Source organism: Clostridium psychrophilum (genome assembly GCF_018861705.1).
Taxonomy (GTDB): Bacteria; Bacillota; Clostridia; order Clostridiales; family Clostridiaceae; genus Clostridium_AD; species Clostridium_AD psychrophilum.
In genome coordinates this window covers 1-11,899 of the sequence record NZ_JAHLEC010000033.1, presented here as the reverse complement: position 1 = coordinate 11,899, position 11,899 = coordinate 1, and the positions used below count along the sequence as shown (strand labels likewise).

Annotated in this window: 11 protein-coding genes; 1 reads left to right on the top strand and 10 read right to left on the bottom strand. The window is 30.4% G+C overall.

The window, feature by feature from the left end:
- Positions 1–4: 4 nt before the first annotated feature.
- The 8 genes from KPL38_RS09045 to KPL38_RS09010 form a co-directional block, all read right to left on the bottom strand.
- Entirely contained in the window at positions 5–1,282 is a 1,278-nt protein-coding gene (locus KPL38_RS09045; RefSeq protein WP_216288814.1) for an FAD-dependent oxidoreductase, read from the bottom strand.
- A gap of 160 nt (positions 1,283–1,442) precedes the next feature.
- The gene (locus KPL38_RS09040; RefSeq protein WP_216288813.1) at positions 1,443–2,015 is read right to left on the bottom strand and encodes a phosphatase PAP2 family protein; all 573 of its coding nucleotides are present in this window, start codon (positions 2,013–2,015) and stop codon (positions 1,443–1,445) included.
- A 264-nt stretch (positions 2,016–2,279) separates the two neighbouring features.
- A complete protein-coding gene (locus KPL38_RS09035) occupies positions 2,280–3,380 on the bottom strand; it encodes a DNA alkylation repair protein (protein ID WP_216288812.1) in 1,101 nt (366 codons plus the stop codon).
- Positions 3,381–3,456: 76 nt separating this feature from the next.
- The gene (locus tag KPL38_RS09030; protein WP_216288811.1) at positions 3,457–4,473 is read right to left on the bottom strand and encodes a phosphodiester glycosidase family protein; all 1,017 of its coding nucleotides are present in this window, start codon (positions 4,471–4,473) and stop codon (positions 3,457–3,459) included.
- Between the two features lie 415 nt (positions 4,474–4,888).
- On the bottom strand, positions 4,889–5,557 hold the full coding sequence (locus tag KPL38_RS09025) for a DedA family protein (protein WP_216288810.1): 669 nt from the start codon (positions 5,555–5,557) through the stop codon (positions 4,889–4,891).
- A gap of 422 nt (positions 5,558–5,979) precedes the next feature.
- Complete coding sequence (locus KPL38_RS09020; RefSeq protein WP_216288809.1) at positions 5,980–7,194, bottom strand: YgeY family selenium metabolism-linked hydrolase; 1,215 nt, start codon at positions 7,192–7,194, stop codon at positions 5,980–5,982.
- Positions 7,195–7,450: 256 nt separating this feature from the next.
- Positions 7,451–8,428: a 2-hydroxyacid dehydrogenase gene (locus tag KPL38_RS09015; RefSeq protein WP_216288808.1), complete on the bottom strand. Its 978-nt coding sequence runs from the start codon at positions 8,426–8,428 to the stop codon at positions 7,451–7,453.
- Between the two features lie 37 nt (positions 8,429–8,465).
- Positions 8,466–9,176 carry a DUF8091 domain-containing protein gene (locus tag KPL38_RS09010; RefSeq protein WP_216288807.1) on the bottom strand — a complete coding sequence of 237 codons (711 nt, stop codon included), beginning with the start codon at positions 9,174–9,176 and terminating at the stop codon, positions 8,466–8,468.
- 256 nt (positions 9,177–9,432) lie between these two features.
- Between KPL38_RS09010 and KPL38_RS09005 the strand changes: the two genes are divergently transcribed.
- Positions 9,433–9,921 carry a metallophosphoesterase family protein gene (locus KPL38_RS09005; protein ID WP_216288833.1) on the top strand — a complete coding sequence of 163 codons (489 nt, stop codon included), beginning with the start codon at positions 9,433–9,435 and terminating at the stop codon, positions 9,919–9,921.
- Positions 9,922–9,978: 57 nt separating this feature from the next.
- Here KPL38_RS09005 and KPL38_RS09000 read toward each other — a convergent pair whose 3' ends face one another.
- Positions 9,979–10,191: a heavy-metal-associated domain-containing protein gene (locus tag KPL38_RS09000; protein ID WP_216288806.1), complete on the bottom strand. Its 213-nt coding sequence runs from the start codon at positions 10,189–10,191 to the stop codon at positions 9,979–9,981.
- A 342-nt stretch (positions 10,192–10,533) separates the two neighbouring features.
- The gene (hydF, locus tag KPL38_RS08995; RefSeq protein WP_216288832.1) at positions 10,534–11,724 is read right to left on the bottom strand and encodes a [FeFe] hydrogenase H-cluster maturation GTPase HydF; all 1,191 of its coding nucleotides are present in this window, start codon (positions 11,722–11,724) and stop codon (positions 10,534–10,536) included.
- Between the last annotated feature and the right edge of the window lie 175 nt (positions 11,725–11,899).

Genomic DNA, 11,899 nt, shown 5'->3' with positions numbered 1-11,899 from the left:
TACTCTATATAAATTTTTTATTGAATATACCTGTTAAATTTACGTTTTCCACCCTACTCTTAATTACATCTATATCTGTAGTGTAAAGTCCAAGTTCCTGCATCCGCTTAAAATATGTCGCTCCCGCAAACGTAAACCTAATCTTTCTTCCATCTTTTGATTTTATTTTTTCATTAGCAGTAGCAATTATGTCTCCAACAGCTAAAGATCTTGGTAATACCAAAAGGGGCTTTTTTAAATAACTTTTTATTGCATTGTGCCCAGCCAAAGCTCCTGTTATCATTGCTTCAGTGTGACCTATGAATAGACCTGCTTTCTCACCAGCACAGAATAAATTATCTATCTCTATAACCTTCATACTATCTTCTCTTGGTGCTATAGATAGATATCTTATAGAATTACCTATCCCACCAGCATAAGGATCTACATACTTAGCATTTTCAAATCCTTTGATTTTTCTTAACTTTTCTAAAGGATAAAACGGGGTCATGAGCTTAACATCACCTGTGTCTATTAGAATTATATTTTCTGCAAATTCTTTTAGAGCATATTGCTGACATACCTTTAGATTAAGTTTGTCTAAATTTACATCTTCTTCTGGAACTTTTACAATAACCACTCCTGTTTCATCTAGTTGTTTCACAATTTTTTTATCTAATGAACCTTTAGCTAGTTTACCTGAACCACTAAAAGCTCCATAAGCACCGTCTTCTCTTTCTCCCATTAAATCTTCAATGCCTGCCTTATTACTTATGCTTACTCTTCCACCAAAAGCTGGGCATCTCAGAATACACATTGCACATCCATTCCCGTATTTTACACAATTGCCCATAGGACCTGCCGAACCAGTAGTTTCTATGAATTCATCAGCTTCAACATATTGTTTATCTGCTAAATAAATTCCTTTTATTTTATTGTTTTCTTTCTTAACATCTACTACCCTAGATAGCATATTTACTTCAATATCCGAAGTTTTTAAATATCTTGCCACTGCAGGTTCAATTTTGTTTACATCGTATAACCACGCATGTTTATGTCCGGGAAAATCAATATTCTTATGCTTACTATTTTCATCAGTTAGATGTATAAACTCTCCTGCGCCTAATGCAATTAACTCTTCTGCCGCAGTAAATCTTCCGTTATTTCTCATTATACCACCAACATTTCCAAGGCCTAAAAGCATATCCGTTTTTTCATATAAAACTACCTCTGCACCAGCTTTTTTAGCTGTGATTGCTGCGCTGCAGCCAGACCATCCACCACCAATTACTATAACCTTCAAAATATTCTCCACCCTTCAATCCATATTTGGGCTCTTACCCTATTTTTAACACACCTATTTCTTTAATATTAACTCTTTTTTATTCTATTATAATAGTTATAGTTTTATTACTAATATTAGTATCCTAAGGTGGTTATTTTATAAAATAATTAAGCTTTGATTAGATGAGGTTTTTAAAAATAAAGAACCTTTGAACATATCCTTCTTGTAAAATAAAAAATATTATTTTGGAACATAAAACACCAATTGCAAATCCCGCTATAACATCCGTTGGATAGTGCACATATAGGTATAGTCTTGATAATGCTATTAAAAATGCTATTGACATAAATAACAATCTATATTGTACAAAATACAAAGAAAGCATTTCTGCAGCAGCAAAAGATGATAAAGTATGCCCCGAAGGAAAAGAATATGATATTGGCTTTGGAGTGTGTCTATTAACCTCAAAGCTCTTATTACAAGGTCTAGTTCGTCTTACTGTGTGTTTTATTATTCCTTCTCCAACAATCGTGCCTATAAATAATGTTAAGATTATTGAATTTCCAATTAATCGATACGTTTTATCAAAAATTAAGAAAATAGCTATTATAAACCATATAGTTCCTATATTCCCAGTTAGTGTTACTATTGGCATTATAATATCTAAATATCTGTTATGTACATATTTTTTAATAATAAATAGAATATAATTATCAAATTTATCTATTCTTTTCCCTATATTAAAATACACTTTAATGCCCCCTTGGTACCCCATACTTATTATAGTAAAGTTTCTAATTCTTCAAACTCTATCTTGCTCTATATTAAACATTCTATATTTGTAAGATTAAAAACAGATTAAGAAATCATTAATATTATCTTATTAATTATAAGAATACTTATATCTATTTTTCTATCTAATGATAGGCAATTAGATTAAAAATTCCCCAAAACTATTATAATTAGTCTGAGGGAATAATTCTATATACCATATAGTCCATTTAGCTAAGAATTGTCAAGGGTTTAGTGTCATTACTGTAAATGCTACCTCATTTCCATTAATTAATATTGAAATTCGATGTTCCCCTGGATAATGCTTTCGAGTTGTAAGGTCAACCCATCTGTGCACTCTTGTTCCTGTAAGACATTTTCCACCAACCACCGTCTTATCGGACAAAAAAAATAATTTACGTGAAATCTTTCCCCTTGCCTTTACAAAATCAATCGCATATTCAATGCGTATATGTATAGGTTCACCCTCACGAATGCAAAGGTTATATTTCAGCTCACAACTCCCTCCAATTTTTAACTCAGAATTGTTTACAGATAAAGAAGCACTGCTAGTAATAGGTCTATTTAAAAGCTCCCCATATCCAAATATATTCATTATTTCCGGATATGCTTTACGTATTAATGTCCTACATCCATGCCTTAGTATCCAATCGGTATATGCATTAACCCCTTTTAAACGCCTTACTATTTCAACCACAACTAAGGGATTATCCTTAGAAATATCATTTAAATTATTAGCAACACTCTTGCGTACATAAGAAGAAGGATCCCGTTTTAATTGCTCTAACACAAAAATTACGATGCTTGGGTCTTTTTTGAACTCAGTAAGTGCTACTCCCCACGGTAACCGTGGACGGCAACCCTCACTCGAAAGTCTTCGTACATTTTCATCACTACTTTTTGACCACTCTATCATCTGTGACATCATTCTCCTTTGATCACGCATAATAAACGCCCTCACAGCAAATTCCGAAGATGACCTTATAGTAAACCTTTCCAATGCTACCATAGAAAGCTCCCAATTTTCATTAGACTGACCATACATTGCAACAAAATTAGGGAAAAATAGATATGGGAAACCAACACAGGATTCATCAATAGCAAACAATATTTCGATTGCATCTTCATATTTTTGTGGGAGATTCAACCGGAGTGTCTCAGTAATTCGGCACATTCTAGCCATTAATTTAAGTTCGTCCCATGTATCATCTATTGTAATAGATATAAATTTTTCAATATCAAATATGCCATAGACTTCATGAACTTTTTTAGCAAACTTTCGCAAAAACTCATCATTATACATGTCTTTTAATGCATCTGCCATGTGCTTTCCTCCTAAGTATACATAATAAATAATAGTGTCCTCTCAGAATAAAATATATCTTATTTTGTCTTTCTTTTTACTTTTTAGTTACATATATAATTGAGGAAACAGATCTTTCACCCAAACTATCACAAGGATTATTTATAATTTCATCATCATAAAACATAGTTGATGATGAACCTCCATCTAAATTAGTGGCATTATAAGCTCCATATTCATACATTATATCTTGTGCCTCTTTTAAAGTAGCACCTATACTTCGTAGCTCTCTACCATCGATTACCAACAATAATATTGCTCCATCTTTTCTTTGCGCAATACAAGTTCTAGGTGCAATGCCCCAACCCCCATCTCCTTTAGTTATCATTTTCTGTCCATTAACTATCATTGCCGGTCCAAAAGATACTGCTTCGGTTACCCCAAATGTTCCCATTTGTTTAGTAGAATAAGGACCTACTAATAGCTTTCCTGTTTGAGTTAATGCTACAGTTTCTCTTTTCTCATTTTCATTCTTTACACCATCGTAAATAGTTTTTCCACCACTTATTATAACTCCAGCTGGATTTGCTCCAGTTCCTGTCCATTTTGACCCAGTTGATTCATCTGTGAACCCACCGCCATTAATTGCCGCAATAGCATTATTATCCTTTGCAATATCACTAGTTAGTTCCCCTTCTGTACCTAGCTTACTACTATAACCTACTTTTATCCTAGTTGGATCATTGACTACTAATAAATACCCCTTAAATTTAATACCTGATACATCATATCTTTCAATGCTATTATCATTTTCATTTTTTACAACTACTCCAGAATCTACACCTTCTAAGTTATTCTGAACTAAAGATTGCACTTTTTGTTCACTCATAATTTCTTTTATTTTTTCATCTGATAAAAATGTTGTTGCGAGCCATTGCAATGAATAAGTAGTCATTGCTGCTCCTACAACTGTGGTTTTCACATTTTTAAACGGACCATAATAAAGCGTAAAAGGTCCAGTAATCGCTGTAAAAACGACTTCAAATAGTATAAATAATAAAAAAAGTTTACCTGAACTCATTTTGTTTTTTTTCCTTTTTCTTGTTTTTTTCATGCTCATCATCCCTTTTCTTATTAGATATTATTCTATAATATTAGAACCTTAAAATTATCTATTATGTTAAATTTATTTTCATAAATAATCGATTAAATCATCACCTGAGGTGCTGTAACAGCTTCGAAGAAGATGAATCATCTCCTCTATGTAACTACAGCAACTTCAGAAGGAGATTTACCCCCTTTGTAGTTATCTGGAATAGATAACAATTTTCAATTGTTATCCTCCCACTTATAGAAGTGGGATACTTTCCTTCTGAAATATCGTTAAACAATGATATACAAAAAAGCAATCATTAAATGACTGCTTTTTTATTATACTATAGAACTCTACTAAATATATATTAAATTATGTTTATATTTTGTGAATATCAATTTTTTTAATTATTATTATTATTTTAAAATAACAAAAATCAAATGATTATTTTGTTTTCATTATCATTTTGTTTATTTCTTTTTTCTTTTATAAACACTATAATTCCAGGCAATAGAGATATTATTATTATTACTATTAAAACATAAGAAAAATTATTCTTTACAAAATTTAGATTACCAAATAAGTAACCGCCGCCTAAAAATAAACTTACCCATACTCCTCCCCCAATTATATTGTATAATATAAAATTCGAGTAATTCATTTTGGAAACTCCAGCTACGAATGGCACAAACGTTCTAATTATGGGAATAAACCTTCCTACAACTATAGTCATAGAACCATGTTTTTCATAAAATGTCTGAGCTTTTATTAAGTACTCTTTATTAATAAACTTTACTTCTTCTTTTGCTAGTATTTTATTTCCAACTTTTTTACCAATATGATAATTAGCCGTATCCCCAAGTACCGCTGCAAGATATACTACTATAAGAAGAGTAACTATATTCATTGATCCAATTCCCGCTAGTGCTCCTGCTGCAAATAGCATTGAATCGCCTGGCAAGAATGGTGTAACAACCAACCCTGTTTCAATAAATATAATAACAAATAAAATAGCATAGGTTAATATTCCATACTGCTGTATTATTAGCGCTAAATACTTATCAATATGCATTAACCCATTTATAACGTTAATTAAAATATCCATATTTTCTCCTTTTATAATTCTTTATTTTATATACTTTTTATATTTTATATTATATATTTTTAACATTAAAATCAGATTAAGAAATGATGGATAGCAACTTAAAACTTTAGTAGATTTATAATCATTTTTTTAGTATAACCTATGCCACCATTGAAAATACAATGCTATCTATTCTTTTTATCATTTAGAATAGGTAACATTGTTTTAATGTTTACAAATAAAACTGTAAAAAGAGTAAATTTTTCATGACTAGCTGATTATGTAGCAATCTTATAAAATAGGATTGTTAAGTATGTATGTTCTCTTGAAAAACTTCTAGCTTAATATGATTGGCATCACAATCATATTAAGCTAGAATAGTTGACTTGGAAATAAAATCAATTAATAAAGAGGGTGATATGCTATCATAAATAAAACTTCTATTAATCCTTTTCTACTCTACCTACATATAAACTAGGAATAACTGCATACATAGCTGCTGCCTTTACTAACTCATTTTTCCAAGTCCTCTCATTTGGAGAATGTACTTCCGCCTCATGACCTGGCCCAAATCCAATACAAGGTATATCGTACCTTCCCATAATAGAAACTCCATTTGTTAAGAAAATTCCTTTATCAACTAAAGGTTCCTTATTAAATAATGCTTTATAACATTCTACTAAAGTTTCGCAAACAGGATGATTAACGTTTAAGACCCAACATGGAAAATAAGCGGCTGTCGGATAGACAACCCCCTTATACGATTGCTTCTCGTAATCATACATGGAAACTTCAGCATTCATATCTTTAATTGAGATAAGATTTCTTATTTGTTCTAATGCATCAACATATGTTTCTCCATTAGTTAATTTTCTATCTATTGAGATAGTACAACTGTCTGCCACTGTATATCTTGAAGAAGAAGTAAAAAATGCTTCTGAAACAGCCAATGTTCCTTTACCCAAGAACTCATCATAATGAAGCATTTCATTGAGTTTTTTCAGATCATCTATTATTGGAGACATTTTACAAATCGTATTATTTTCTCTCTTTAATACACATTCATGACAATCTAAATCATGAGTAATTACTTTTATCTCCATCTTCCCTTGATGTCCCCTATATATATTACATGAAGTAGGCTGAGCAATCACAACAAATTCTGGCTGAAGTTTATCTTCATTTATCATATACTGCCAACTAAGTCCACTACAGTCTTCTTCTTGTACTGTGCCTGTAATAAGCAAAGTATAATCATCTACCATGTCTAAATCTTTAATTATTTTTGCAGCATAGACCATAGAGGCCATACCACCCTCTTGGTCACTGCCGCCACATCCTGTAATTACCTCCATATCCTCGTATCCTTTATATGGATCATACTGCCATAGATTCTTATCTTCAATGCCTATTGTGTCTATATGTGCATCCATAGCTATTACATGTTTTCCATGTCCAATAGTTCCAATTATGTTTCCCATTTTATCTATGTCTATCTTATCAAAGCCAACCTTTTGCATCTCTTTTCTTATTCTCTCAATGACTTTAGCCTCATCACAGCTTTCACTAGGAATAGCAATCATGTCACGAAGAAACCTTGATATATCACCTTTATACTCCTCAGCTTTCTGTAATACCTTTTTAAAATCTACATTCATAGAAAACCCTCCTTCTATTAATATATATTTAAACGCTTATATGTAATTGCTTAGAAAACAAAAAAGAGTGCATATTACTACAAATATATTGTATGAAAAATATGTTTATAAAAGTACCACTTTTATAAACTATTAATAATTATTTAGTGCAACAATGAGTGACCACTGCAAATATTAATTTATTAAAATGAAGCGTTTACATTCACTAATCCAAATGTAAGCGCTTTTAAAATTATGTTCATATATCAAAATAAAATTATTTTAGCACTTCTAAATTAACACAATTTTCTGGCTTATCGCCATTTAGCACTTTGATAATGTTTTCAGCTGCAACTAATCCCATATTTGTTCTTGTTTCCATCGTAGCTGACGATATATGAGGAACAATTGAAACATTATACATATCTAGAAGTTCTGGCTCAATATTAGGTTCATGTTCAAATACATCAAGTCCAGCCCCCCATATTTCACCACGTTTAAGAGCTTCAACTAATGCTTTTTCATCAATAGCGGCTCCAAAACATGTATTAACAATAACTGAGGTGTTCTTCATAATAGAGAATTCTTTCTTACCTAAATAATGAATAGTAGATGGCAAAAGTGGAACGTGCAACGAAATAAAATCAGCCTGTTTTAATAATGTTTCTTTATCCACATAGATAGCACCTAATTCTTTTTCTATTTTATAGTTCCTAATTATATCAGTATAAAGTATCTTCATATCAAAAGCCTTTGCTTTCTTTGCAAAATTAAAACCAACCCTCCCAGCTCCTACAAGTCCTAATGTTTTACCAGTTATTTCACGACCAAGAAACATCATTGGATCACAAGATTGAAAAGCACCATTCCTTGTAAATTTATCTGCTGAAACAATCCTTCTAGATACTACCATAAGAAGTGTCCATGCAAGATCAGCAGTAGCATCATTTAGCACATCTGGTGTGTTTGTGATTATTACACCACTTCTAGTAGCCTTAGCTATATCAATATTATTGCATGCCACGCCATAGTTAGCAAATATCTTACATCTTGATCCAGCTGCCTCAATTACATCTTTATCAATTTTGTCAGTCAGAAGGCACAAAACTGCGTCCTTGCCTTTTACCTTGTCCATTAATTCCTCTCTTATTAAAGCTCTGTCATATGGATTAATTTCCACATCAAAATGCTTTTGTAAAAGGCTAATGGCCCCACTTGGAATTCTTCTAGTAATGTAGACTCTTTTCTTATCCATAAATTCCATCTCCTAATAATACTAGATTCATTTATTTCTATGATTTTACGAATATAAGTTCATTTTTAAGCTTTCCAACTTCCTTTATTATTTTCATTTTTTTTAAGCAGTAGGTAATCTTTCTGGCTTTAAATACAGTAACTTTCAATGCTTTAGCCAAATCTTTATTTGTAAAATTTTCTTGTAGTTCATTTGGTAAAAATATTAGGAAATCTTTTTCTTTTTTGAATGTAACTTTCTCAACTACTTCTAAAAGCTTCCTATCCTTTATACTTATACCTTTCCTTCTCCAACTTCCTTTACCATCCTTGCACCTTATCTCTTCTTCTTTAATCATTAATATTTCTAATATAAAATTATCTTCTACTATTAAATCCGGTATTCTAATTAATTCATCAAACAAATCTACTAATTTGCCTTTTTTAGGTGATTTTCTTCTACTAATTACTTGATTTGTACATTCAGTTGTTACTATATATTTCTCAACAGCTATAGGATGTACTAACATAACCTTATTATACTTAACCAAATCTCTGAGTTTATTACCAATTGCACTAAAATTTTTTGTTTGTATTTCAATTAATGAATCTTCTCTCACTAAGTCGATTACATATTTATCTATTTTCACTTCAAATCTGTCACCAGCAGTTACATACCATTGTTTAATAGATGAATGTAGTGACTTTTCATTTTTTACATTAATTCCATTTTCCTCATAAACTAATGTTAACTCTTTAGATTTTTCCATTTTTTCTCCTAACTCTTTATCAAACATATAAAAAATTCAATAAATTTAAAAAAACTATTCTTTTAATATACAAAATAATTATAACAGAAATGTTATAACATTAAAATTACATAATGTAAATAAAAGTAATTTGCATAAAGATTCACATCAAGGCAATAACAAGTAAATAAGATAATATTTCTGTATAGATGTGCCCTATCTATATGACAAAGCATAATATGAAATAGAATAATATAATATTAGAAGGTGATGAAATATAAGAATTGCAATATTATCTGATACTCATGTTAAAAAACATAGCGATAAGCTTTTTAATTTAATAGACAATTTATTTAGGGAAACTGATATGATAATTCATGCAGGTGATTATGTATCTTCTACTCTTTTATCCAAATTGATAGAGCACAAAAACTTTGTTGGAGTATGGGGGAATAATGATAAAAAATGCATCAGAGATTTGTTAAATGAAAAGATAATTTTATCTTTGGAGGGATATAAAATTGGCCTATGCCATGGACATGGTAATAGTAAAAGTACACTAAACACAGCGTACGATAAATTTATTGATGATAAAGTAGATATAATCATCTTTGGGCACAGTCATCAGCCACTTATTGTAACTAAAAACAAGATACTAATGATAAACCCTGGTTCACCTTCTTGTAAAAGACATGAACAATGGTATTCTTATGTTATTTTAGAAATAGAAAATAAAAAAATAAGTGCTCAGTTAAAATTTTTTTAATTAATTATAGAACTTTTACGCTAAAAAGGTCTACCAATTTGGTAGACCTTTTATATGTTAATCCTCTTCTACTTCAGTTACTTCATATCCTACTTCTTCAAGAGCATCAGTGATGTCATTATCGGTTACTTCATCATCAAATTCTGCTGTTGCATATTTTTCCTCTAAAATAACCTTCACTTTAGATGCACCGATATCTAATAATGCTTCCTTTACATGACTTACACAATTTGAACAACTCATTCCATCAATATATATTCTCTTCTTCATTTAATGTTCTCCTTTCAATTATTAATTTATACTATTATATATTTAAACTTTAAATTATATAATCAATAAACAAATTTAATTTTATATTAATCCTTAAAATTATTTTTGTCTACATTTATTTGATTATATCCATAATAATCTCAAATTTATAAATACAATAAGTTCTTGATTTCTACATATATTTAACATAATTGTATATAGTTTTAACAACTTACCGTTTACCTAAACTATTATAACCAAAAGATTAAAATAAATTCTTTTATAAACTCTTTATTTCATCTGTTTTTTAATTTCTGTGATTATAAATAATATTAGCTATAATACAATTTATGCTTAAAATTTTTACTCAAAAGCACTAAGCACTCTATCCAATATACCATTTATATGGGCTATTGCTATACCAAAATTAGTAATAGGTAATTCTAATGCATTAGCCTTTTTAATTCTTGACATTAACTGCTGTCTATTAAACATACAAGCTCCACAATGAACTATTAATTTGTATTCACTTAAATCTTCCGGCAAACTACTTCCTGCACAGATTGTTATATCAAGCTTCCCACCTACCTTTTCTTCAAGCCACTTAGGAAGTTTTTCTCGTCCTATATCCCCTTCAAGTGGATGATGAGTACAAGCTTCGGCGATAAGAACCTTATCACCTGGTTTCAATGTATCTATAGCTCTAGCTCCTTTAACTAAGGTATTTAAATCTCCTTTATACCTAGCCATAAGTATAGAAAAAGAAGTAAGTGGTATATCTTTTGGTATTATAGAATTAACCTTTTTGAATACTTGTGAATCCGTGATTACTAAATCCGGCTTCTCATTTAAAGATGCTAGAATATTTTCAAGTTCACTATCCTTTACTACTAGTGCCATTGCATCATTGTCAAGAAGATCTCTTATTATTTGAACTTGTGGAAGAATCAACCTCCCTTTTGGTGCTTGAATATCTTGTGGTGCCACTACCAAAACTTTTGCCTTTGGTTTTACTATGTCTCCAACAATTGTACTCTTTTCAAAATCCATTGGTGCAGCAGCCATAATTGCTTTTTTTAATCCATTAATATTTAATCTATCCTTAGCATTAACCTTAACAAAATATATATCTATTGCCTTCTTAATCTTTTCTATTGATACGTCATTTTCGTCAATTTTATTTATTACACCTACTACTGGTATTTTTCTTTGTTTTAAGTCCTCGTACCATACTTTTTCAAATGATAAATCTTCTTCCTTACCATCTATAACTAAAAGTGCTAAATCTGTTTTATCCATAACTTCTTTAGTTTTTTTAATTCTAAGTTCGCCTATTTCCCCTTCATCATCAAGACCTGCAGTATCTATAAGAACAACAGGTCCTATTGGAAGTAATTCCATCGCCTTATAAACTGGATCTGTTGTGGTTCCTGCCAAACTAGAGACTAATGCAATATCCTGCGACGTAAGTGCATTTATTAAACTTGATTTTCCTACATTTCTTTTTCCAAATATAGCTATATGAAGCCTATTAGAATTTGGTGTCTGTTGTATAATATAACCTCCACTTATTCTTTAGATTGATTTTATAATTAATAATTTTCATTTATTTTATTTAGACCTGTTGTAAAATGAAGTTGAACCAATAAGAAATCCATAGTGGATTAATTCTGTGTTATGCTTTAATCGCCTAAACTAAAACACACAGGAGGATAATCACTATGGAATA